At 70.8% G+C, this 23,258-nt stretch carries 17 protein-coding genes and 2 pseudogenes; 17 read left to right on the plus strand and 2 right to left on the minus strand.

Going from position 1 to position 23,258, the window contains the following annotated elements:
* Positions 1 to 31 precede the first annotated feature (31 nt).
* Positions 32 to 856 carry an HAD family hydrolase gene (locus ACIPSJ_RS19685; RefSeq protein WP_401347249.1) on the minus strand — a complete coding sequence of 275 codons (825 nt, stop codon included), beginning with the start codon at positions 854 to 856 and terminating at the stop codon, positions 32 to 34.
* 583 nt (positions 857 to 1,439) lie between these two features.
* Here ACIPSJ_RS19685 and ssd point away from each other — a divergent pair.
* The 10 genes and pseudogenes from ssd to ACIPSJ_RS19735 all read left to right on the plus strand — a co-directional run bounded on the left by ssd (position 1,440) and on the right by ACIPSJ_RS19735 (position 10,881).
* Positions 1,440 to 2,537 (plus strand): septum site-determining protein Ssd, encoded by a 1,098-nt coding sequence (gene ssd, locus ACIPSJ_RS19690; RefSeq protein ID WP_401347252.1) that lies wholly within the window; start codon positions 1,440 to 1,442, stop codon positions 2,535 to 2,537.
* Positions 2,534 to 3,412: pseudogene (locus tag ACIPSJ_RS19695) on the plus strand (TadA family conjugal transfer-associated ATPase); the annotation flags it as partial. The gene ssd and the pseudogene ACIPSJ_RS19695, both read left to right, overlap by 4 nt.
* A gap of 186 nt (positions 3,413 to 3,598) precedes the next feature.
* Positions 3,599 to 4,768, plus strand: coding sequence for a tyrosine-type recombinase/integrase (locus ACIPSJ_RS19700; RefSeq protein WP_401347255.1), 1,170 nt, complete (start codon positions 3,599 to 3,601; stop codon positions 4,766 to 4,768).
* Positions 4,765 to 7,212, plus strand: a complete 2,448-nt coding sequence (locus ACIPSJ_RS19705; protein ID WP_401347258.1) for a tyrosine-type recombinase/integrase — start codon at positions 4,765 to 4,767, stop codon at positions 7,210 to 7,212. Before ACIPSJ_RS19700 ends, ACIPSJ_RS19705 begins: the two co-directional genes overlap by 4 nt.
* 498 nt (positions 7,213 to 7,710) lie before the next feature.
* Positions 7,711 to 8,013: pseudogene (locus ACIPSJ_RS19710) on the plus strand (secretion protein); the annotation flags it as partial.
* 95 nt (positions 8,014 to 8,108) lie between these two features.
* Complete coding sequence (locus ACIPSJ_RS19715; protein ID WP_401347260.1) at positions 8,109 to 8,975, plus strand: type II secretion system F family protein; 867 nt, start codon at positions 8,109 to 8,111, stop codon at positions 8,973 to 8,975.
* Positions 8,972 to 9,775, plus strand: a complete 804-nt coding sequence (locus tag ACIPSJ_RS19720) for a type II secretion system F family protein (protein ID WP_401347262.1) — start codon at positions 8,972 to 8,974, stop codon at positions 9,773 to 9,775. Before ACIPSJ_RS19715 ends, ACIPSJ_RS19720 begins: the two co-directional genes overlap by 4 nt.
* A gap of 59 nt (positions 9,776 to 9,834) precedes the next feature.
* Positions 9,835 to 10,023, plus strand: a complete 189-nt coding sequence (locus tag ACIPSJ_RS19725; RefSeq protein WP_359206122.1) for a DUF4244 domain-containing protein — start codon at positions 9,835 to 9,837, stop codon at positions 10,021 to 10,023.
* Positions 10,010 to 10,366: a TadE family type IV pilus minor pilin gene (locus tag ACIPSJ_RS19730; RefSeq protein WP_401347265.1), complete on the plus strand. Its 357-nt coding sequence runs from the start codon at positions 10,010 to 10,012 to the stop codon at positions 10,364 to 10,366. Before ACIPSJ_RS19725 ends, ACIPSJ_RS19730 begins: the two co-directional genes overlap by 14 nt.
* Positions 10,367 to 10,395: 29 nt before the next feature.
* A complete protein-coding gene (locus tag ACIPSJ_RS19735) occupies positions 10,396 to 10,881 on the plus strand; it encodes an Rv3654c family TadE-like protein (RefSeq protein WP_401347446.1) in 486 nt (161 codons plus the stop codon).
* Here ACIPSJ_RS19735 and ACIPSJ_RS19740 read toward each other — a convergent pair.
* The gene (locus ACIPSJ_RS19740; RefSeq protein ID WP_359206118.1) at positions 10,850 to 13,300 is read right to left on the minus strand and encodes a DEAD/DEAH box helicase; all 2,451 of its coding nucleotides are present in this window, start codon (positions 13,298 to 13,300) and stop codon (positions 10,850 to 10,852) included. The two genes, ACIPSJ_RS19735 and ACIPSJ_RS19740, sit on opposite strands and share 32 nt — an antisense overlap.
* Before the next feature lie 82 nt (positions 13,301 to 13,382).
* Here ACIPSJ_RS19740 and bldG point away from each other — a divergent pair, with 82 nt between their 5' ends.
* The 7 genes from bldG to topA all read left to right on the plus strand — a co-directional run bounded on the left by bldG (position 13,383) and on the right by topA (position 23,204).
* Entirely contained in the window at positions 13,383 to 13,724 is a 342-nt protein-coding gene (bldG, locus tag ACIPSJ_RS19745) for an anti-sigma factor antagonist BldG (RefSeq protein ID WP_010986038.1), read from the plus strand.
* Positions 13,725 to 13,964: 240 nt separating this feature from the next.
* The gene (locus ACIPSJ_RS19750) at positions 13,965 to 14,399 is read left to right on the plus strand and encodes an ATP-binding protein (RefSeq protein WP_359206116.1); all 435 of its coding nucleotides are present in this window, start codon (positions 13,965 to 13,967) and stop codon (positions 14,397 to 14,399) included.
* Between the two features lie 329 nt (positions 14,400 to 14,728).
* Positions 14,729 to 17,134: a sodium-translocating pyrophosphatase gene (locus tag ACIPSJ_RS19755; protein ID WP_401347269.1), complete on the plus strand. Its 2,406-nt coding sequence runs from the start codon at positions 14,729 to 14,731 to the stop codon at positions 17,132 to 17,134.
* Positions 17,135 to 17,404: 270 nt separating this feature from the next.
* Complete coding sequence (locus ACIPSJ_RS19760; RefSeq protein WP_355722501.1) at positions 17,405 to 18,019, plus strand: small secreted protein; 615 nt, start codon at positions 17,405 to 17,407, stop codon at positions 18,017 to 18,019.
* 89 nt (positions 18,020 to 18,108) lie between these two features.
* Positions 18,109 to 19,638 (plus strand): methyltransferase, encoded by a 1,530-nt coding sequence (locus ACIPSJ_RS19765; RefSeq protein WP_401347272.1) that lies wholly within the window; start codon positions 18,109 to 18,111, stop codon positions 19,636 to 19,638.
* A 275-nt stretch (positions 19,639 to 19,913) separates the two neighbouring features.
* Positions 19,914 to 20,111: a hypothetical protein gene (locus tag ACIPSJ_RS19770; RefSeq protein ID WP_355722496.1), complete on the plus strand. Its 198-nt coding sequence runs from the start codon at positions 19,914 to 19,916 to the stop codon at positions 20,109 to 20,111.
* A 255-nt stretch (positions 20,112 to 20,366) separates the two neighbouring features.
* Positions 20,367 to 23,204, plus strand: a complete 2,838-nt coding sequence (gene topA, locus ACIPSJ_RS19775) for a type I DNA topoisomerase (RefSeq protein WP_401347275.1) — start codon at positions 20,367 to 20,369, stop codon at positions 23,202 to 23,204.
* Positions 23,205 to 23,258 lie beyond the last annotated feature (54 nt).

Below are 23,258 nucleotides of genomic sequence, written 5' to 3' on the forward strand. Positions count from 1 at the left end.
AACGGGTCACCGGGGGTGCCGGACGGCCGGTTCAGGCGACCGAGTTCCGGCGCCGGCTCGCGTACCAGACCAGGCCCGCGGTGGCGGCCGCCGCCCCTATGGCGGCCGCGGCGACCAGGGCCGGACGCGGGGGCGCGGAGATCCGCTGCTTGAGCCGTACCGGACGGTTGAAGTCCAGAATCGGCCAGCCGCGCGCCAGGGCCTCGCGGCGCAGCGCCCGGTCCGGGTTCACGGCGTGCGGATGCCCGACGGCCTGGAGCATCGGCAGGTCCGTCGCCGAGTCGCTGTAGGCGTGGCAGCGGTCGAGGTCGTACCCCTCGGAGGCGGCCAGCTCGCGTACGGCCTCGGCCTTCGTCGGGCCGTACGCGTAGTACTCCACCTCACCCGTGTAGCAACCGTCCTCGCCGACGACCATGCGGGTGGCCACCACCCGGTCGGCGCCGAGGAGTTCACCGATCGGCTCGACCACCTCGGCGCCCGAGGTGGACACGATGACGACGTCCCGGCCGGCCTTGTGGTGCTCCTCGATCAGGGAGGCGGCCTCGTCGTAGATGATCGGGTCGATCAGGTCGTGCAGGGTCTCGGCGACGATCTCCTTGACCTGCTGGACATTCCAGCCACGGACGAGGGAGGAGAGGTACGCGCGCGTGCGCTCCATCTGGTCGTGGTCCATACCGCCGACCAGGAACACGAACTGGGAGTACGCGTTGCGCAGCGCCGCCCTGCGGTTGATCAGACCGCCTTGGTAGAACGACTTGCTGAACGTGAGCGTGCTCGACTTCGCAATGACCGTCTTGTCCAGGTCAAAGAAGGCTGCTGTGCGGGGCAAGGAGTGGTTTTCCACGCCCCCGAGCATAGGCGCCCACCATTCGGCGTAAGGTGGGGCGCGTGGGTTTGCCTGAGAGGGCTCTCGGGTACACCATGGAAGTCACGGATCGTTCGCGACCGTGCTAACGCGGCCCGGCTCCTCCCCCCCCGAGTCGGCCGTGAAGACGACCCCCACTCTCCCCCCCGGTGGGGGTCGTCGCATGTCCGGGTGGGTTTTCCTCCTCTCTCGCGGGCCGTGAGGCCTTGGTCGGGCGGCTTCGGTCGCCCCTCTCGCATACCCATGCTCCGTCACGCTGGGTAGCCGTGGCGCTGCGCTGTGGAAGTCGCACAGACCCTGGAACGGGCCTCACCGGTATGGGTGACAGCGATATTCACAGCCCCCGAGTTGTCCACAGTTTTGGACCAAGATCCACACGTTTTCCGGGTTCGCCGCACCGTGATTCCTGCGCGCTCCGACGGCGGCGAGTTCATGGCCGGTTCCGATTGCCGGGCGCCAATGGCCGGTTTCTGTCGGCCGTGCATATGGAGGCCGCTTGCCGGTTCTCCACACGTTTGGGAATCGCGGGGCCGCAGGGGCCGCGCGCGAGAACACAGCCAAGGGGGAAGCTCACGTGGCCGGAACCGTCACCCACGAACCGCCGTCCGCCCCATCAGGACGGCCCGGACGCCCGATGATCGTCACCGAGGACGCCGAACTCCTCGACGACCTGTTGCGCCTCTGCGCGGCGGCCGGCGCCCGACCCGAGGTCCACCACGGGGTACCGGAACGCGGCGGCGGCTGGGAGTCCGCCCCGCTCGTCCTGGTCGGCGACGACGCCGCGCGGCGGGTCCGCGGGGCCGCGCGCCGACGCGGGGTGGTGCTCGTCGGCCAGGACCAGGACGACCCGGATGTCTGGAAACGGGCCGTGGAGATCGGCGCGGACCACGTCCTGATGCTGCCCGACGGCGAACAGTGGCTCGTGGACCGGATCGCCGACGTCGTCGAGGGCGTGGGCCGCCCGGCCCTCACCGTCGGGGTCATCGGCGGCCGGGGCGGGGCCGGCGCCTCCACGCTGGCCTGCGCGCTCGCCGTCACCTCCGCGAGGGAGGGACTGCGCACCCTCCTCGTGGACGCGGATCCGCTGGGCGGCGGACTCGACGTACTCCTCGGCTGCGAGACCGCCGAGGGACTGCGCTGGCCCGCCTTCGCCGCCTCGCGCGGCCGGCTCGGCAGCGGCGCCCTGGAGGAGTCGCTGCCCGAACTGCACTCGCTGCGGATCCTCAGCTGGGACCGCGGCGACAGTGTGGCGATCCCGCCGCCCGCCGTCCGCGCGGTGCTCGCCGCCGCCCGCCGGCGCGGCGGCACGGTCGTCGTCGACCTGCCGCGCCGTCTGGACGACGAGGTCGCCGAGGTCCTCACCCAGCTCGACCTCGCCGTCCTCGTGGTCCCCGCCGAACTCCGCGCGATCGCGGCCGCCGGCCGGGTGGCGGCCACCGTCGGCATGGTCGTCCGCGATCTGCGGGTGGCGGTACGGGGGCCGTACGCGCCCGGACTGGACGACCGCGAGGTGGCCCGGCTGCTCGGCCTCCCCCTGGCCGGCGAGGTGCCCGTCGAACCGGGCCTGGCCCGCCCGAACCGCAAACCGCCCGGCTCCGCCGCACGCGGACCGCTGGGCCGCTTCTGCAAGGACTTCTGGGAGCGGACGCTGGTCGAGGCGGGTGGCGTATGAGGCCCGGCACGGCGGGCGCCGACGGCCCGGCCCTGCTCGACGGGGTACGGCGCTGGCTCGCCGAGAGCGGCGCCGAACCGACACCCGCGCGCGTGGCGCAGGCGCTGCGCGAGCAGGGCCGGGTGCTCGGCGACGCCGAAGTCCTCGGCGCGGCCGAGCGGTTGCGCTCCGAACTGGTCGGCAGCGGCCCGCTGGAGCCCCTGCTCACCGACCCCATGGTCACCGACGTGCTGGTGACCGCCCCCGACCGGGTCTGGGTGGACCGCGGCGGCGGCCTGGAACTGACCCGGGTCGCCTTCCCGGACGCGGCGGCGGTACGACGGCTCGCGCAGCGGCTGGCCGCAGTGGCCGGCCGGCGCCTGGACGACGCACGGCCCTGGGCGGACGCCCGGCTGCCCGACGGCACCCGGCTGCACGCGGTCCTGCCCCCGGTGGCGGTCGGCTGCACCTGTCTGTCCCTGCGGGTGGCCCGGCCCCGGGCCTTCACGCTCGACGAACTCGTGGCGGCCGGGACCGTACCGCCCGGCGGCGACCGGATCCTGCGCGCCCTGCTGGCCGCCAGGCTCTCCTTCCTGGTCAGCGGCGGCACCGGCACCGGCAAGACGACCCTGCTGAGCGCCCTGCTCGGCCTGGTCGGACCGGGGGAGCGGATCGTGCTGGCCGAGGACTCGGCGGAGCTCAGGCCCGAACACCCGCATGTCGTACGGCTGGAGACCAGACCCGCCAACCAGGAGGGCGCCGGCCTGGTGACCCTGGAGGACCTGGTCCGGCAGGCACTGCGGATGCGCCCCGACCGGCTGGTCGTCGGCGAGGTGCGCGGACCCGAGGTCGTCCATCTGCTCGCCGCGCTCAACACCGGACACGAGGGCGGCTGCGTCCCGTTGACTGAACTAGCTCACTTCTTTTCGCAGGTCAGATGGGGTCTCTGCTAACTTCCGTGCATGCTTGAGAGCAGTGGTTCCGAGAGGGACTTATCGAACTTCGTGCTACCTGAGATAGGGCAGCTCTCCGAGACGGGGAACCCATGGGCTCCCTACCAGCTGTTGGATCAGAACTGCGCTGTGGTCGAGCCGGTCGACATCTACTTCGCCGAGATGCAGGCATGCGGGCGGCCTGCGACCACGATCCGCTCGTACGGCCTGGACCTGCTGCGCTGGTGGCGGTTCATGTGGGCGTTGGGCATCGAGTGGAACCAGGCGACCCGGGTGGACGCACGTGACTTCGTACGGTGGATGCAGATCGGTGACAAGCCGGTACGGGTTCACTGGCGGCACCGTCTGGCCGGTCTCACCGCGGAGACCGCACCGAAGCCGCAGCGCAAGCGCAAGCTTCCGGCCGGGGCACCGAACCCGATCACGGGGAAGTCGTCACCGGGCACGAAGTACGCGCTCAACACCTGGGCCCACTGCGAGACGGTCCTGCGGACGTTCTACGACTTTCATCTCGACGAGGGCACGGGGCCAATCATCAACCCGTTTCCCCTCGTTCGGGCCCGCCGGTCAGGGCGGGCCAACGCCCACAAGGACCCTGCCAGCCCGTTCAGGAACGAGCGCTCGGGGCGCTACCGGCCGACGATCCCGAAACGGGCCCCCCGCCGCATCCCCGACGACATGTTCAACGCGCTCTTCGCCGCACTCAAGTACAACCGCGACCGCGCGCTACTCGCCTTCTGGGTCTCCAACGGCGCCCGGGCCGATGAACTCCTCACCAGCCGGCAACGCGACGCTCTGCCCGGCGATCAGCTGATCGGTGTGATCCGCAAGGGATCCCGCGACTATCAGCAAATCCCGTGTTCCACCGACTCGTTCGTCTGGCTGCGGCTCTACCAGGAAGAGGCCTGGCGGGCTGGGGTGCCGCGAGGGCGGAACGAGACGCTGTGGTGGACCCTGCGCCGTCCGTGGCGGCCATTGAACTATCACGCGGCCCGGGCGATGTTCGAGAGTGCCAACGATCTACTGGGGTCGAACTGGACCCTGCACGATCTACGTCACACCGCAGCCTACCGGCTCGCTCAGGACCCGAAAATGCCGCTCACGGACATCCAATGGGTCCTCGCGCATGCCCACTTGACCACAACCCAGCTCTACCTCCCGGCAGGCAAGGACGAAGTGATCGAGCACGTCCGGGCCCACCATGCCCGGCAAGCTCGCCTGCGAGAACAGCCCCCACCGCAGCCGGCACCCGGCTACAACCCCGACTCTCTCAACAACCTCTTCGGGATGTCCCTGTGATCGCTTTTGACACCCTGACGGCTGCGCAGTCGACCCACGCTCTGCCATCTCCGCGACTGCTGGGAACGGCCGAGAAGACACTCAAGGAACGCTTCCCGCCCCGCCCGATCGTGGACACCTGGCCTATGACGGCCGAACCTCTCGAAGCCGTCATGGGCCGTCTGGAGCATCCACCTCTGCGGGCCGCGCACCCCACCACCCACGACATGCGACGCCGAGGGGCCCGCAAGATCCTTCAGTGGCTCGACGGCTTCCCGGGAGACACCTGGCAGCAGCGCTGGAACGCCAGCCCCGCCGCCACCGTCCCAGGATCCCAGTGGAGCAAGCTCGCCCCGGTCTGGATCGGGACCTCACACGAGAAGGCCGGCCGGATGGCGCTCACGGCGGGGATGCTCCTGCTGACCTGCGCGGATGTTCTCCGACCCTCGCTCGAGTGGCAGATATCCCGCAACTCGACTCACATCCGCTCCGCGTTTCCGCCCATCCGTGATCCAGAGGGCTTCGCCCACCTGGAAGCGCTGGTCCCGGCCACAACATGGTCTTCCAGAGTCGGCACGAGCGCCCAGGGCGACCTCATCAAGATTCTTGCCGCCAAGGGCGGAAAGATCACCGACATCACCGTCGGAGACGCCCTGGAGTTCCTCGACACCCTGAGGAGTATGCGGAAGTACTACAGCGGCCACACGCTGTTCTACTCCTGGCTGCACAAGCTCGGCCAGCTTCCAGAGGGAGCCCCGGGCACCTTGCGGCACCTGGCGAAGGCCAGCGGCCAGGTCTCGGTGGAGCAACTCGTCGACCGCTACAACGTCCAGTGCAAGCCGGTCAGAGACCTCCTGGTCGACTACCTCAAGGAGCGCCAGCCCGCTCTCGACTACAACACGTTGGAGACCCTTTCAAGAGACCTGGTCAAGTCCTTCTGGACCGAGCTTGAGCACCACCATCCAGGCATCGACTCCCTTCGCCTCCCCCCAGAGATGAGTTCGGCCTGGAAGCAAAGGCTCCGCACGAAGGTCGAACGGAAGAGGCAACCCGACGGCAGCGTCCGCGAGATCGTGAGCGAGCGCGCGAACTTCCCTTCGCTCATGATCACGGTCCGGGCCTTCTACCTCGACATTTCGCAGTGGGCTATCGAGGAACCGGGTCGATGGGGCCTCTGGGCCGCGCCATGCCCCATCGGCGAAGCCGACGTGGTCATGAAGAAGCACGTCAAACGGGTCAAGGCGAAGATGGACCAGCGCACTCGTGAGCGCCTGCCAGCCTTGCCGGCCGTCGCACGGGCCGCCAAGGAGTATCTCGACGCCGCCAAGCTCCGCCTCGAGGCACTGGCGGCGGCTCCGCTGGGCGGGGCGTTCACGGTCCTGGGGCAGACTTTCACACGGACCAAGAGCTCCACGTCCACCTGGGCGTTTGACGACTCCGGACATCGTCGGATGCTCGGAGTGGCGGAGAACCGGGCCTTCTGGACCTGGGCCACGATCGAGTTCCTGCAGCACACCGGCGCCCGGATCGAAGAGATGATGGAGACGAGCCATCACAGCTTGATCCAATACAAGCTGCCCACCACAGGCGAGATCGTCCCGCTACTGCAGATCGCACCGTCCAAGATGGACGAGGAGCGGCTCATCCTCGTCAGCCCCGAGCTGGCCGACGTCCTGAGCACGATCATCTCCCGCGTCCGCGATCGGCGAACCGGCGCCATCCCACACATCACAAGCTACGACCCGGCAGAGCGGGTCTGGAATCCGCCCATGCCTCTCCTGTTCCAGTGGGAGTACGGGGGCGAGCGATCTTCCATTTCACAGCGGGTGATCAGGCACGGCCTGAACGAAGTCCTGGATTCCACCGGGCTGACTGACTCGGCCGGCCGGCCGCTGGACTTCGACCCGCACGACTTCCGCCGGATCTTCATCACGGACGCCATCCGCAGTGGTCTGCCCCCACACATTGCCCAGGTGATCGCCGGGCACGGCGACATCAACACCACCATGGGCTACAACGCGATCTATCCCGCCGAGGCCATAGAGGCCCATCGCGCGTTCATCGCACGGCGGCGGGCCACCCGCCCGAGCGAGGAATACCGCACGCCCACCAACCAGGAGTGGGATGCCTTCCTCGGCCACTTCGAGCGGCGCAAGCTGTCCATCGGAATCTGCGCTCGCGCCTTCGGCACCGCCTGCGTTCACGAGCACGCCTGCGTCCGTTGCTCGATGCTGCGGCCCGATCCAGCTCAACGACCGCGGCTGGTCGAGATCCGTGACAACCTCATCGACCGGATCGCCGAGGCCGAACGAGAGGGATGGCTCGGCGAAATCGAAGGGCTGGACGCCAGCCGCGCTGGCGCGGAGGACAAGCTAGCTCAAGTCGATGCAGAGCAACGCCGCAGCCAGCAGGTTGTCGACCTCGGGATGCCGACCTTCAGCCAACTTGCGGGGCGAACTGTCTGATCCATGAGTCGTGGCGCGGGGAAGCGTCCGCCGCCCGTCGGGCGGCGGACACCAAGATCCTCATCGACTATTTCGAGTCCACTCGGCCAACGCTGTCACCATCTCGAGGACAACTCGTTGGCGTGATTCGGACAGAAAAGGCCACGTCAGCCAGGCCGGCGCAGACAGCACGACGACAAGGGTGACGGGAAGGATCTTCAGCACGACCAAGGCGTGCCTCAGGCCTACGGAACTCAACGGACAGCCAGCCTTAATCCGCATCTGCGGGGTCCGGTCCGTCCGGTGTGCCTAGTTACGTCCCATCGTCTCCTGTGGGACACATCACACGCGGCGGACTTTTTTTTAAGGCCGCCGCTCCAAGGTGTGCACGGCACCAAGGATGCAGGCCAACGTCGATGTTAGAGGGCGCAGTTGCCAGCGAACAAGTTGATCAGAATCCACTCAAGTTGAGCTGCGGCGATGGCCGCCTCTCTCGCGCCCATCTCTTAGTTCAGAGAAGGCACGGTCCACGCCAACGCGGCCGCGGACGTACCGGCCCGCCTGGAGGCCCTCGGCACCGCCGCCGGACTCGACCGGGCCGCCCTGCACAGCCAGTTGGCGGCCGCGCTCTCGGTGGTGCTGCACCTCGTGCGCGACCGCGCGGGCCGACGGCGGATCGCCGAGGTGCATGTGCTGGAACGGGATCCCTCGGGGCTGGTGCGGACGGTACCGGCACTGCGCTGGGGCGAGGAGGCGTTCGCGCGGGAGCGGGGGTGGGAGCGGCTGCGGGAGCTGCTGCGAGGCGACGTGGGGGACCTGTGAGGCACCTGATCTGCATCTGCCGGTGGGTCCGAAGTGGCTGAGTGGTCTGCCCGGAAGTGGCGGAAGTGATCGATGAGTTGGAAGGGGCGTATGTGATGGGTGAGATCGAGACGACGATCGGTGCGGCCGTGGTGTGCGGTGGGGTCATGGCATGGCTGCTGGTCGAGCGGCAGCGTGAGGGGCGGCGGGCCCGGCTGCTGCTCGCGGGGGGTCGGGTGGTGGCCACCGGGCCGCCCTCCTGGCAGCAGACGGTCGGGGAGCTGCGGCGGCTGCGCGGCCGTTGGCGGGGAGAGTGGTGGGCCCTGGCCGTCGGTGTCGCGCTCGCCCTTCTCGCCGCCTCGGCGATTCCGCTGCTCGCGGGGGCGGCCGGGGTGCCGGTGCTGCGCCGGGCGCGGCTGGCCCGCCAGGAGCGGCGGGACCGGGAGGCACGCGCCGACGCGGTGATCGCGCTCTGCGGGGCGCTCGCCGGTGAGGTGCGCGCGGGGCGGCAGCCCGGCGAGGCGCTGCTGCGCGCCGCGCGGGACTCCGGCGGGCTCGGCGAGGCCCGGGCGGCCGTGGTCGCGGCGGCCCGCTTCGGCGGGGACGTGCCGGGCGCGCTCGCGGCGGCGGCACGGCAGCCGGGCGCCGACGGTCTGCTGGGGCTCGCGGCCTGCTGGCGGGTGGCCGTCGACCAGGGCGCGGGGCTGGCCGCCGGCCTGGACCGGCTGGACGCGGCGCTCCGTGCCGAGCGGGACCAACGCGCCGATCTGCGCGCCCAGTTGTCGGGCGCCCGGGCCACCGCGTTGCTGCTCGCCGCGCTGCCCGTCCTCGGCCTGCTGCTCGGCTCGGCCATGGGCGCCGACCCGCTGCGGGTGCTGCTGCACACCGGGGCCGGGCTGGGCTGCCTGGCCGTGGGCGCGGTGTTCGAGGGTGCCGGGATGTGGTGGGCGGCCCGGATCGTGCGGGGAGCTGAGGCGGCGTGAGCGCGGACGTTGTCCACAGGCTGGGGGTGACGGTCGCGGTGCTGCTGGCCCTGAGCTGGTCGGCGTGGCGGCTGGAGAGGGCACGGCGCGGGCGCTGGGCCCGGCGCAGGGTCGCCGAACTGCTGGCCCTGGAGACGGCGGTGCGGCGGTCCGAGGGCGTGGCGGTACGGCGGTCCGACGTCCGGGGTGCCGTCCGCAGGTGGCTGCCGGGCATCGGGGCGGTGTGCGGCGGCTGGGTGCTGGTCGGCGGGGCAGTCGGGGCGCTGCTGGGACTGGCCGTCGCGGTCGGGCTGTGTCAGTGGCGCGGCCGGGAGGGCGACGGGGCCCGGACCGCGCAGGCGGAGGCGGCCGAGGCCGCGCGCCAACTCCCGCTCGCCTCCGACCTCCTGGCGGCCTGCATCGCGGCCGGGGCCGGTCCCGTGGTCGCCGCCCACGCCGTCGGAGAAGCGCTGGGCGGACCGGTCGGCGCGGGGCTCGCGCGGGGCGCGGCCGAGGTACGGCTGGGCGGCGAACCGGCCGAAGCGTGGCGGAGGTTGGCGGCGCTTCCGGGCGCCGCGGCCCTGGCCCGGCTGCTGGAGCGCGCCGACGAGTCCGGACTGCCGGCCGCCGCCCCGGTCGCCCGGCTCGCCTCGGACGCCCGCGCGGAGTGGACCCGGAACGCGACCGCGCGGGCGCGCAGAGCGGCGGTGCTGATCTCCGCGCCGGTGGGGCTGTGCTTCCTCCCCGCCTTCATCGCGGTGGGCGTGCTGCCCGTGGTGATCGGGCTGGCCGGCGGGGTGATGCGAGGGGGTGGTGGATGACGGGGGCGAAAGCGGGCTCGTCAACAGGAACTGATGTCAACGGAGTCGAAGGAGCGGGGATGTACCAGAAGGTCGAGAAGATGCGGAAGCTGCTGGGCAGGGACGCGGGCATGGTCACGTCCGAGTACGCGATGGGGATCATCGCCGCGGTCGGGTTCGCGGCGGTCCTCTACGCGGTCGTGACCAGTGGTCAGGTCAGCGCGGAGTTGCAGGACATCGTGAAACGAGCCCTCAGTGCGCGGATGTGAGCGGGGGCGCGGCGCGGACCGGGGGTTCGTGACGGCGGAGGCGGCCGTGGTGCTGCCGGTGCTGGTGGCGTTCACGATGGCGCTGGTGTGGGGGCTGCTGACGGTGGCCGCCCAGATCCGATGCGTGGACGCCGCCCGCACCGGGGCGCGGGCCGCCGCGCGGCAGGACGCCGAGGACGCGGTGATCGCGGTGACGAAGGAGGCGGCGCCGGAGGGGGCGACGGTGAGCGTGGGCCGGGAGGGGGACCTGGTGCGGGTGACGGTGGTGGCGAGGCCACCGGTGCTGGGCCGGCTGCCGTTCGAGGTACGGGAGTCGGCGGTGGCGTTGGTGGAGGGGCCGTGAGAGGGCGCGAGGTGGTCGGCCGGCTGCGGCTGCGTGGGGGCTGGTCGCGCAGTTCCCCGCGCCCCTTCAGGGCGCCTGACCGGGGGTCCGCCACAGTCTGGAGCGTCGGCGCGATCGCCGTGCTGTGCGTGGTGTTCGGGGTGGTGCTGGGGCTGGGGCACGCCGTGGTCGCCCGGCACCGGGCGGCGGGCGGCGCTGACCTGGCCGCCCTCGCGGCGGCCGACCACTGGGCCGAGGGGACGGAGGCGGCCTGCGCCCGGGCCGAGGGGGTGGCACGGGCTCAGGACGCGCGGCTGACGCGGTGCGTGATCGTCGGGGACGTCTCGGATGTGTCGGCAGCGGCCGGTGCCGGACCGTTCGCCGCGGAGGTCCGGGCCAGGGCAGGCTCGGCGACCTCTTCGACGAACGACGCCTGCAACGCGCCCCGCAGGGGCGCGGGGAACTGCGCGACCAGCCCCCACCGGCCCGCACTGACCCACCTACCTACCCCGGCGCCCCCTTCAACAGCACCGTGAGCAACCGCACCGCCCCCCGCTTGTGCAAGGGCTCGTTCCCGTTGCCGCACTTGGGTGACTGGATGCACGACGGGCACCCGGCCTCGCACTCGCACGCGGCGATCGCCTCTCGCGTCGCCGTGAGCCAGGTGCGGGCCGTGTGGAAGGCGCGCTCCGCGAAGCCCGCGCCGCCCGGGTGGCCGTCGTAGACGAAGACGGTCGGCAGGAGTGTGTCGGGGTGCAGCGGGACGGAGACACCGCCGATGTCCCAGCGGTCGCAGGTCGCGAAGAGCGGGAGCAGGCCGATGGAGGCGTGTTCGGCGGCGTGCAGGGCGCCGCCGAGGATCTCCGGGTTGATCCGGGCCTCGTCGAGCTGGTCCTCGGTGACCGTCCACCACACCGCGCGGGTGCGCAACGTACGCGGAGGGAGGTCGAGTTTCGACTCGCCCAGGACCTCGCCGGTGATGAGCCGGCGGCGGAGGAAGGAGACCACCTGGTTGGTGACCTCGACGGAGCCGTAGCAGAGGCGGCCGTCGCCCCAGGGGATCTCGGTGTCGGTCTCCAGGACGGAGATCGCGGTCGTGTCGCGGGCGACCGTGGAGTACGGCGGATCGGCCTGTTCGACCAGGGCGACCGAGTCCTCCAGGTCGAGGGAGCGTACGAGGTAGGTGCGGCCCTGGTGGAGGTGGACCGCGCCCTCGTGGACGGTGGAGTGGGCGGCGCTCGCGTCCACCGTGCCGAGCAGGCGTCCCGTGCCCGCCTCGACGACCTGGACCGGACGGCCGCCCTCGCCGCGGATGTCGGTCAGCTCGGCGGCCCGCTCCCGCCGGGTCCAGTGCCAGGCCTTGGTCCGGCGGCGCAGCAGCTTCGCGGCCTCCAGCTGCGGCAGCAGCTCCTCGCAGGCGGGGCCGAAGAGGTCGAGGTCGTCGTCGGTGAGCGGGATCTCGGCCGCGGCGGCGCACAGGTGCGGGGCGAGGACGTACGGGTTGTCGGGGTCGAGGACGGTCGATTCCACCGGTTGGTCGAACAGGGCCTCGGGATGATGGACGAGGAAGGTGTCCAGCGGGTCGTCCCGGGCGACCAGCACGGCGAGGGCCCCCTGGCCGGAGCGACCCGCCCGACCCGCCTGCTGCCACACAGAGGCCCTCGTACCCGGGTACCCGGCGATCAGTACGGCGTCCAGCCCGGAGACGTCCACACCCAGCTCCAGGGCCGTTGTGGCGGCCAGTCCGAGGAGTTCCCCGGAGTGCAGCGCCTGTTCCAGGGCGCGCCGCTCCTCGGGGAGGTAGCCCCCGCGGTAGGCCGCGACACGCCGGGCGAGGGAACGGTCGACCTCGGCCAGCCGTTCCTGCGTGATGACGGAGATCAGCTCCGCGCCGCGTCTGGAGCGCACGAAGGCGACCGAGCGCACCCCCTGCACGGCGAGGTCGGTCAGCAGGTCGGCGGTCTCGGCGGTGGCGGTGCGGCGGACCGGGGCGCCCTTCTCGCCGTGCAGCTCGGTCAGCGGCGGCTCCCACAGGGCGAAGACCAGCTCGCCGCGCGGGGAGGCGTCGTCGGCGATCTCCACGACCGGCAGGCCGGTCAAGCGCCCGGCGGCCACGGCCGGCTCGGCGGCGGTCGCGGAGGCCAGCAGGAAGACCGGGGAGGCGCCGTAGCGGGCGCACAGGCGGCGCAGCCGGCGCAGCACCTGGGCGACGTGCGAGCCGAAGACGCCCCGGTAGGTGTGGCATTCGTCGACGACGACGTACTTCAGCGACTTCAGGAAGGAGGACCAGCGCGGGTGCCCGGGGAGGATCCCGCGGTGCAGCATGTCCGGGTTGGTGAGCACGTAGTTGGCGTACTGGCGGATCCACTCCCGTTCCTCGTACGGGGTGTCGCCGTCGTAGACCGCGGGACGCACCGCATGGCCCAGCGGTTGTGAAAGTTCCTTCACGGAACGGCACTGGTCGGCCGCGAGGGCCTTGGTGGGCGCCAGGTAGAGGGCGGTGGCGCCACGGCCGTTGGCGGCCTCGGAGCCGTCCAGCAGGGTGGACAGGACCGGTACCAGATAGGCCAGGGACTTGCCGGAGGCGGTGCCGGTGGCGACCACCACCGAGTCGCCGTCCAGGGCGTGCTCGGCGGCCAGCGCCTGGTGTTCCCAGGGGTGGTCGATCCCGCAGTTCTGCACGGCCGCCACGACTTCCGAACGAATCCGGTCAGGCCAGACGGCATGCCGACCGGCGCGCGGGGGCAAGTGCTCCGTATGAGTGATGCGCGAAGCCCGGCTCGGCCCGGAGGCGAGCCGGTCCAGGACCGTGCCCGGAGAGAACCCGGACGCGGCCGGAACCGAGGGTCGATCGGATCGGTGATTTATGGCCATCGGGACCGAGTGTGTCACTGGAGTGACGGACAATGGGGCCAAGGCGTCGTGCACGCCTGCCGGTAAGTGATTGAATGCCATCGCGGCTGGCGAACCGCCCCGGGGGCCGCAAGCCGAGGTGTCCCGAGGGGCGACCGCTCGATAGCAAGGTGCTGGAGGATCCGTGGACCTGTCCCTGTCGACCCGTACAGTCGGCGATCGTACGGTTGTCGAGGTCGGTGGCGAAATCGACGTATATACCGCGCCCAAGTTGCGCGAACAGCTGGTGGAGCTGGTGAACGACGGGAATTTCCACCTCGTCGTCGACATGGAGGGCGTGGACTTCCTCGACTCCACCGGGCTCGGCGTGCTGGTCGGCGGCCTGAAGCGAGTGCGTGCCCATGAGGGTTCGCTGCGCCTGGTGTGCAACCAGGAGCGCATTTTGAAGATCTTCCGCATCACCGGCCTCACCAAGGTGTTCCCGATCCACACCTCGGTCGAGGAAGCGGTAGCGGCCACCGACTGACCCGGAGCCGGCCGACGTCACCCGGACCGCCGATCGGTCCGCGCCGTCCGGCCGGCTCTCGGCACGGGCCCGTACACCAGTACGTACGCCCGTGCCGCCCCCGCCCGCTCGGGCCCGCGTGCCCGTGCCGGCAGCCGTCCGCGGGACGCAGTGCCCGTGGCGGACGCAATTCGAGGGGGCCGTCCGGGTTCTTCGGCGGCCCGGCCCCCCATCGCACGCCCGTAGTTCCGAGGGGGACGTATGGCCACCGTTGAACTCCGCTTCAGCGCGCTGCCCGAGCACGTCCGCACCGCCCGACTGGTGGCGGCGGCGGTGGCTCGCAGGGCCGGAGTGGACGAGGCCGTCCTGGACGAGGTCCGGCTGGCCGTCGGTGAGGCCTGCTCCCGTGCCGTAGGTCTGCACCAGAGCGCGGGCATCACCGATCCGGTGCGGGTGGCGCTGATCGAGGAGGAGAAACAGTTCTCCATCGAGGTCGGCGACGAAGCACCCCGCTCCGCTCCGGGCGACCGGGCACCAGGCGGCGCGGCGGACGTGGACGTGGAGGCCGAGGAGGACGAGATGGGCCTCGCGGTCATCAGCGGCCTCGTCGACGACGTGGAGGTCACTGCCGGGGAGCACGGCGGACTCATCCGCATGACCTGGCCGACCACCCCGCAGGGGGTCGCGCTCTCCTGAGAGTCACCTGATCGATCAAGAAGGGCCCTGCTGAGCAGGGCCCTTCTTGTTATTTTCCGGCGGATGTCGTCCGGTCGCCGAATTCGTGAAAGAATTCACGATCAATGCCCTGGCGGATCGCCCGATAATTTGATCAAGCGTCGATTGCGCCAATGGTGATCGTCAATGCTTTTGGGGCATTACCACTTTCGGGTTCGGTGGCATGGCCCCGATCATTTGCTGAAGAGCACGAGAAGGCCAATTCCGTTTACCGTCCCCTGTTGAGATCACTCCGGGGTACCTAGAATCCGTCCACATCTTGAGCTCAGCCCAAGCGTCAAGGAGGACGAATGGCGGGGCTTTCTACCCCTCAACAGTTGGGCCACCCCACGACTCTCGCGGCCGCGGTCCTGACCGACGGCAACCGGGTCCTGGTGGCGGTGATCGCCGTCGTGGCGCTGGCCGCGCTCGTGGTCGCCTGGATCCTGGTGCGCCAGGTGCTCGCGGCGGGCGAGGGCACCGAGAGCATGAAGAAGATCGCGGCGGCGGTCCAGGAAGGCGCGAACGCCTATCTGGGCCGGCAGTTGCGCACCCTCGGCGCATTCGCCGTCGTGGTGTTCTTCCTGCTCCTGCTGCTGCCCGCGGACGACTGGAATCAGCGTGCCGGCCGATCGATCTTCTTCCTGATCGGCGCGGCCTTCTCGGCGACCACCGGTTATATCGGCATGTGGCTCGCCGTACGCAGCAATGTGCGGGTCGCCGCGGCGGCCCGCGAAGCCACTCCGGCGGAAGGAGAACCGGAAAAGGATCTCACCGCCGTCTCGCACAAAGCGATGAAGATCGCTTTCCGTACGGGCGGCGTCGTCGGCATGTTCACGGTGGGGCTCGGCCTGCTCGGCGCCTCCTGTGTGGTGCTGGTCTACGCGGCCGACGCGCCGAAGGTGCTCGAAGGCTTCGGCCTCGGTGCCGCCCTCATCGCGATGTTCATGCGTGTCGGCGGCGGCATCTTCACCAAGGCCGCCGACGTCGGCGCCGACCTGGTCGGCAAGGTCGAACAGGGCATTCCGGAGGACGACCCGCGCAATGCCGCGACCATCGCCGACAACGTGGGCGACAACGTCGGCGACTGCGCGGGCATGGCGGCCGACCTCTTCGAGTCGTACGCCGTGACCCTGGTCGCCGCGCTGATCCTCGGCAAGGTGGCCTTCGGCGACTCCGGACTCGCCTTCCCGCTCCTGGTGCCGGCGATCGGCGTGCTCACCGCGATGATCGGCATCTTCGCGGTCGCCCCGCGCCGCAGCGACCGCAGCGGCATGAGCGCCATCAACCGCGGCTTCTTCATCTCCGCGGTGATCTCGCTGGTGCTGGTCGCGATCGCGGTCTTCGTCTACCTGCCCGGTAAGTACGCCGACCTCGACGGCATCACCGACGCGGCCATCCGGGCCAAGGACGGCGACCCGCGGATCCTCGCGCTCGTCGCGGTCGCCATCGGCATCCTGCTGGCGGCCGTCATCCAGCAGCTGACCGGCTACTTCACCGAGACCAACCGGCGTCCGGTCATGGACATCGGCAAGACCTCGCTGACCGGCCCGGCCACCGTGGTCCTCGCCGGCATCTCGATCGGTCTCGAATCGGCCGTCTACACCGCCCTGCTGATCGGCCTGAGCGTCTACGGGGCGTTCCTGCTGGGCGGCACGTCGATCATGCTGGCGCTGTTCGCGGTGGCGCTGGCCGGCACCGGCCTGCTCACCACGGTCGGTGTGATCGTCGCGATGGACACCTTCGGTCCGGTCTCCGACAACGCCCAGGGCATCGCGGAGATGTCCGGCGACGTCGAGGGCGCGGGCGCGCAGGTGCTCACCAACCTGGACGCCGTCGGCAACACCACCAAGGCCATCACCAAGGGCATCGCGATCGCCACCGCCGTCCTCGCGGCGTCGGCGCTCTTCGGGTCGTACCGCGACGCGATCACCACGAACGTGCAGGACGTGGGAGCGAAACTCAGCGGTGCGGGAGCCCCGTTGACCCTGTCGATGGACATCTCGCAGCCGAACAACCTCGTCGGGCTCATCGCCGGCGCGGCGGTCGTCTTCCTCTTCTCCGGGCTCGCCATCAACGCCGTGTCGCGGTCGGCGGGTTCGGTGGTCTACGAGGTGCGGCGGCAGTTCCGCGAGCACCCCGGGATCATGGACTACACGGAGACGCCCGAGTACGGCAAGGTCGTCGACATCTGCACCAAGGACGCCCTGCGCGAGCTGGCCACGCCGGGACTGCTCGCCGTGATGGCGCCCATCTTCGTCGGGTTCACGCTCGGCGTCGGCGCGCTCGGCTCGTATCTCGCGGGCGCGATCGGCGCGGGCACCCTGATGGCGGTGTTCCTCGCCAACTCCGGTGGCGCCTGGGACAACGCCAAGAAACTCGTCGAGGACGGCCACCACGGCGGCAAGGGCAGCGAGGCCCACGCGGCCACGGTCATCGGCGACACGGTCGGCGACCCCTTCAAGGACACCGCGGGCCCCGCGATCAACCCGCTGCTCAAGGTCATGAACCTGGTGTCGCTGCTCATCGCACCCGCCGTGATCAAGTTCTCGTACGGCAGCGACAAGAGCATCGGCGTCCGGATCACGATCGCGGTCCTCGCGCTGATCGTGATCGTCGGCGCGGTGTACGTCTCCAAGCGGCGCGGCATCGCCGTCGACGACGACGAGAGTGCCGAACGCGTGGCCAAGTCGGCCGATCCCGCGGTGGTTTCGTAGGCGGTCTTACGACGCCCACCCGGGGCTCTCGCCAGAGGGACCGGTCAACGAGCGGGCGGACGGCGTGTGTTGACACGCCGTCCGCCCGTTTCGCGCTCCGGGGAGCTCACCCGGATCCCGTACGCCGTCGCGCACTCCCGCTCCGGGTGTGCGCGTCGTCTCGTCGTGAGCCTTCTCTCCCCGGTGCTAATCGACCTAAAAGCATACTTTTCGGGTGCTCTCCATGGGGGTCCTGTCCGTCCGCCGTGTAGATTCCGGGTGCCGAGAGCCATGGAAGGGACCGATCCGGTGAACAAGAAGCTCGCGGCCGCACTGTCCGGCGGTGCGGTACTGATAGTGGCGCTGTCCGGGTGCAGCGAAAACAAGGGCACCGACCCCAAGCTGATCGCCTGGGCCAAGACCGTGTGCGACGCCGTGCCGGCACAGGACGCGAAGATCAAGGCGGCCAACGAGGCGATCGCGCAGACGGCCTCGGACACCACGAGTTCGCCCGCGACCATCCAGAAGACCGACTCCCAGGCCTTCCAGGACATGTCCGACGGCTACAAGGCGCTCGCCACCGCCATCAACGGCGCCGGCGCGCCCCCCGGGATCGACGACGGCGCCAAGCGCCAGCAGGACGTCGTCAAGAACCTCAACAGCCTCTCCGCGTCCTACGCCGACCTGAAGAAGAAGGTCGACGCGCTGGACACCAAGGACCAGGCGAAGTTCGCCACCGGTCTGCACGACGTCGCCTCCCAGATGGCGGACCTGGAGACGCAGAACAAGAGCGGCACCGCGGCGCTGCAGGCCCTGGAGCAGGGCGAGGTCAAGGACGCGATCGCCGAGCAGGCCAGCTGCAAGAAGGTCTCCGCGACGGCGTCGGCCTCCTCGACCGCTAGCTGACGGCCCCGGCGGGGTGGGCCGGGCCCGCGTCCGAGGGCGCTCCGGCGGCGGTGGGCCGAGCCCGCGTCCGAAGGCGGCCGCGGGCCACAATGGAGGGCGTGACTGACTCCGGCCTCGCCATCCTGCCCGCCTCCGACCGCCCCGACGTCGCCGCCCGGCTGCGCACCGCCCTGCTGGGCGCCTCCTTCACCGCCGACGGGCTGCTCGAACTGCTCGGCGCCCCCGCGTACGCGGCGCTGGCCCGCAGCGAGACGGTGCCCGCGCTCCGGGCGACCCGCGGGGACACGCCCCTGGAGACGCTCGTCCGGCTGTTCCTGTTGCAGCAGCCCGTGCCGCACGCGCGCGTGGCCGACGTGCTGCCCGTGGCCGACCTGGTGGACAGCGGCTGGCTGACCCGCGTCGGCGGCGACGAGGTCGCGGCCACCGTGGACGTACGGCCGTACGGCGGGCCCGACGGCGAGGACTGGTTCATCGTGTCCGACCTCGGATGCGCCGTGGGCGGCGCCGGGGGCATCGGGCAGCGCCACGAGGGCGTCGTGCTCGGGGTCGGCGGCGCCTCCACCACGCTCGCCGGCATCACCGTCCGCACGCCCGTCGCGGCCGCCCTCGACCTCGGCACCGGCTCCGGGATCCAGGCGCTGCACGCCGCCCAGCACGCCACGCGCGTGACGGCGACCGATCTCAACCCGCGCGCGCTGCACATCACGGCCCTCACGCTGGCGCTCTCCGGGGCCCCGGCCGCCGACCTGCGCGAGGGCTCGCTGTTCGAGCCGGTGAAGGACGGGGAGACGTACGACCTGATCGTCTCCAACCCGCCGTTCGTGATCTCTCCCGGTGCCCGACTCACCTACCGGGACGGCGGGATGAGCGGGGACGATCTGTGCCGCTCGCTCGTTCAACAGGCCGGGGAGCGGCTGAACGAGGGCGGGTTCGCGCAGTTCCTCGCCAACTGGCAGCACGTCGCGGGGGAGGACTGGCAGGACAGGGTCAGGTCGTGGGTGCCGCGCGGCTGCGACGCGTGGATCGTGCAGCGCGAGGTGCAGGACGTCAACCAGTACGCCGAGCTGTGGCTCAGGGACTCCGGCGACCACCGCGGGGACCCGGCCGAGTACCAGGCGCGGTACGACGCGTGGCTCGACGAGTTCGAGGCGCGCAAGGTGAAGGGGGTGGGGTTCGGCTGGATCACGCTGCGCAGGACGGGGGCCGCCGTGCCGTCGGTCACCGCGGAGGAGTGGCCGCATCCGATCGAACAGCCGCTCGGTGAGACGATCCGCGCGCACTTCGACCGGCTCGACTACCTCCGCGACCACGACGACGCGGACCTCCTCGAAGGCCACTTCCGGCTCGCCGTCGAGGTGGTCCAGGAGCAGGTCGGGCTGCCCGGCGCCGAGGACCCGGAGCACGTGGTGCTGCGCCAGCACCGCGGGATGCGCCGCGCGACCAAGGTGGACACGGTGGGCGCCGGGTTCGCCGGGGTGTGCGACGGCTCGCTGAGCGCGGGGCGGATTCTCGACGCCATCGCCCAACTGATGGGCGAGGACCCGGTGTCGCTGCGCGACCGTACGCCCGCGCAGATCCGGCTGCTGGTGGAGCAGGGCTTCCTGGAGCCGGCGGGCTGACGGGGCGTCCGGGAGGGGTGCGGGGAGGCGCCGGGAAGGACCCGGGGCCCGCCCGCGCCGGGAGGGATCCGAGCCCGCGGGACACGCCGGAAGAAGAAAAAGGCCGGAAAAATGTGGCCGGGAGGTCCGCCCCGTAGTCCGTCGATCGAATGTTCGATCATCTTGGGGTGCCTCGTTCACCTCCAGTTCGCCCGCCCGCCGTCCGCCCGCCGCCCGTGCGTGCCAGTCTCCCGGCGCTGGGCAGTCACGGACGGCAGGGAAGGGGCGCACGGCCCATGGAGAACGGACCGGCGATCTTCGCGGGGGCGGTGTTCGCCCTGTTCGGAGCCGCGCTGCTGGTGTGGACCGGTATCCGGGTCCGGCGTGGCGAACCCGTCGCCCAGGGTGTGAGTCAGATCGCATCGGCGACCCTCACGAGCCTCGCCGCGGTGGTCTCGCTGGGCCTCGGGGCGTACTGCCTGACCCGCTTGTGAGGGTGCGGTTCCGGTAATCGGAGCATCACGCTCCGGACAGGGCCGGAAGAGTGACCGGGGACTCCGGGCGGCAGGAATGGCGGTAGTCGGGTTACCGTTCGAGTGGCCGTTGTGAGCTTTTCCCGTTTGACACGGGGGCGGGATGTACCGTCACACTCCGCAGCGTCACCAAGTGAGCGGGCATCCCTGCCCGTGCCACGACCCCGGGAGCAAGGCCTGGGGAGGCCCCAGCGTCGACCGGAGAGAAGAGCGAAGTTGTCCCCGACCAGCGAGACCGCACAGGGCGGCCGCCGACTCGTCATCGTCGAGTCGCCTGCCAAGGCGAAGACGATCAAGGGCTATCTGGGCCCCGGATACGTCGTCGAAGCGAGCGTCGGGCACATCCGTGACCTTCCCAACGGCGCCGCGGAGGTGCCCGAGAAGTACACCGGCGAGGTCCGGCGGCTCGGCGTGGACGTCGAGCACGACTTCGAACCGATCTATGTGGTCAACGCGGACAAGCGGGCCCAGGTCAAGAAGCTCAAGGACCTGCTGAAGGACTCCGACGAGCTCTACCTCGCCACCGATGAGGACCGCGAGGGCGAGGCCATCGCCTGGCACCTCCAGGAGGTGCTCAAGCCCAAGGTCCCGGTCAAGCGGATGGTCTTCCACGAGATCACCAAGTCCGCGATCCAGGCCGCCGTCGCCAACCCGCGCCAGCTCAACCAGAAGCTCGTCGACGCCCAGGAGACCCGCCGCATCCTCGACCGCCTCTACGGCTACGAGGTCTCGCCGGTCCTGTGGAAGAAGGTCATGCCGCGCCTGTCGGCCGGCCGTGTCCAGTCCGTCGCGACCCGGCTCGTGGTCGAGCGGGAGCGCGAGCGCATCGCGTTCCGCTCCGCCGACTACTGGGACCTGACCGGCACCTTCGCGACCGGCCGCGCGGGCGACTCGTCGGACCCGTCGTCCCTGGTCGCCCGGTTGCAGGCCGTCGACGGCAAGCGTGTCGCCCAGGGCCGTGACTTCGACTCCCTGGGGCAGCTCAAGAGCGCGAACACCCTCCACCTCGACGAGGCGAACGCCCGCGCCCTGGCCGCCGCCCTGGAGAACACCCGGTTCGCGGTCCGCTCGGTCGAGTCCAAGCCGTACCGCCGCTCGCCGTACGCCCCGTTCCGTACGACGACGCTGCAGCAGGAGGCGAGCCGCAAGCTCGGCTTCGGCGCGAAGGCCACCATGCAGGTGGCCCAGAAGCTGTACGAGAACGGCTACATCACCTACATGCGTACGGACTCCACGACGCTGAGCGACACCGCGATCGCGGCCGCCCGCGCCCAGGTCACGCAGCTGTACGGCGCCGACTACCTGCCGCCCCAGCCGCGTACGTACGCCGCGAAGGTCAAGAACGCCCAGGAGGCGCACGAGGCGATCCGCCCGTCGGGTGATCGTTTCCGCACCCCGGCGGAGACCGGGCTGACCGGCGACCAGTTCAAGCTCTACGAGCTGATCTGGAAGCGGACCGTCGCCTCCCAGATGAAGGACGCGACCGGCAACAGCGTCACCGTGAAGATCGCCGGCACCGCCGCCGACGGCCGGGACGTCGAGTTCAGCGCCTCCGGCAAGACGATCACCTTCCACGGCTTCCTCAAGGCCTACGTCGAGGGCGCCGACGACCCGAACGCCGAGCTGGACGACCGCGAGCGCCGGCTGCCCCAGGTCGCCGAGGGCGACGCGCTGTCCGCCGAGGAGATCACGGTCGACGGCCACTCCACCAAGCCGCCGGCCCGCTACACCGAGGCCTCGCTGGTCAAGGAGCTGGAAGAGCGCGAGATCGGCCGCCCGTCGACGTACGCGTCGATCATCGGCACGATCCTCGACCGCGGCTACGTGTTCAAGAAGGGGACGGCCCTGGTGCCCTCCTTCCTGTCCTTCGCCGTGGTCAACCTCCTGGAGAAGCACTTCGGCAGGCTGGTCGACTACGACTTCACCGCCCGCATGGAGGACGACCTCGACCGCATCGCCGCCGGCCAGGCCAAGGCCGTGCCGTGGCTGAAGCGCTTCTACTTCGGTGAGGGCGGCGAAGCCACCGGTGGCGCGGCCGACGCCGGCAACGGCGACGGGGACCACCTCGGCGGCCTCAAGGAACTGGTGACCGACCTGGGCGCGATCGACGCGCGCGAGGTGTCGTCGTTCCCGGTGGGCAACGACATCGTGCTCCGCGTCGGCCGCTACGGGCCGTACGTCGAGCGCGGCGAGAAGGATTCCGAGGGCCACCAGCGCGCGGACGTGCCGGAGGACCTGGCCCCCGACGAGCTGTCCGTCGAGCTCGCGGAGGAGCTGCTCGCCAAGCCGAGCGGCGACTTCGAGCTGGGCGCCGACCCCGCGACGGGCCACCAGATCATCGCCCGGGACGGCCGCTACGGCCCGTACGTCACCGAGGTGCTCCCCGAGGGCACCCCGAAGACCGGCAAGAACGCGGTCAAGCCGCGCACGGCCTCGCTCTTCAAGTCCATGTCCCTGGACACCGTCACCCTGGCGGACGCGCTCCGGCTGATGTCGCTGCCGCGCGTCGTCGGCGCCGACGCCGAGGGCCAGGAGATCACCGCGCAGAACGGGCGCTACGGGCCGTACCTGAAGAAGGGCACGGACTCGCGTTCGCTCACCTCCGAGGACCAGCTCTTCACGATCACCCTCGAAGAGGCGCTGGCGATCTACGCGCAGCCCAAGCAGCGGGGCCGGGCCGCCGCCAAGCCGCCGCTGAAGGAGCTGGGCACCGACCCGGTCAGCGAGAAGCCGGTCGTGGTGAAGGACGGCCGCTTCGGGGCGTACGTCACCGACGGGGAGACCAACGCGACCCTGCGCTCCGGCGACAGCGTCGAGACGATCACCCCCGAGCGCGGCTACGAGCTGCTCGCCGAGAAGCGGGCGAAGGCGCCCGCCAAGAAGACGGCGAAGAAGGCGCCCGCCAAGAAGACGGCGACCGCCAAGAAGGCCGCGCCGGCGAAGAAGGCCGCGGCCAAGAAGACCGTCGCCAAGAAGACGACGACGGCCGCGAAGAAGACGGCCGCAGCCGCCAAGAAGACGACGGCCGCTTCCCAGGCGACCGCGGAGGACTGAGCCGCCGCTCCGGGCGCCCGCTCCAGGGCTCCTGAAGCCCTCTCAGGTCCTTCA

It is taken from the genome of Streptomyces sp. NPDC090088 (genome assembly GCF_044747345.1).
Lineage (GTDB): Bacteria > Actinomycetota > Actinomycetes > Streptomycetales > Streptomycetaceae > Streptomyces.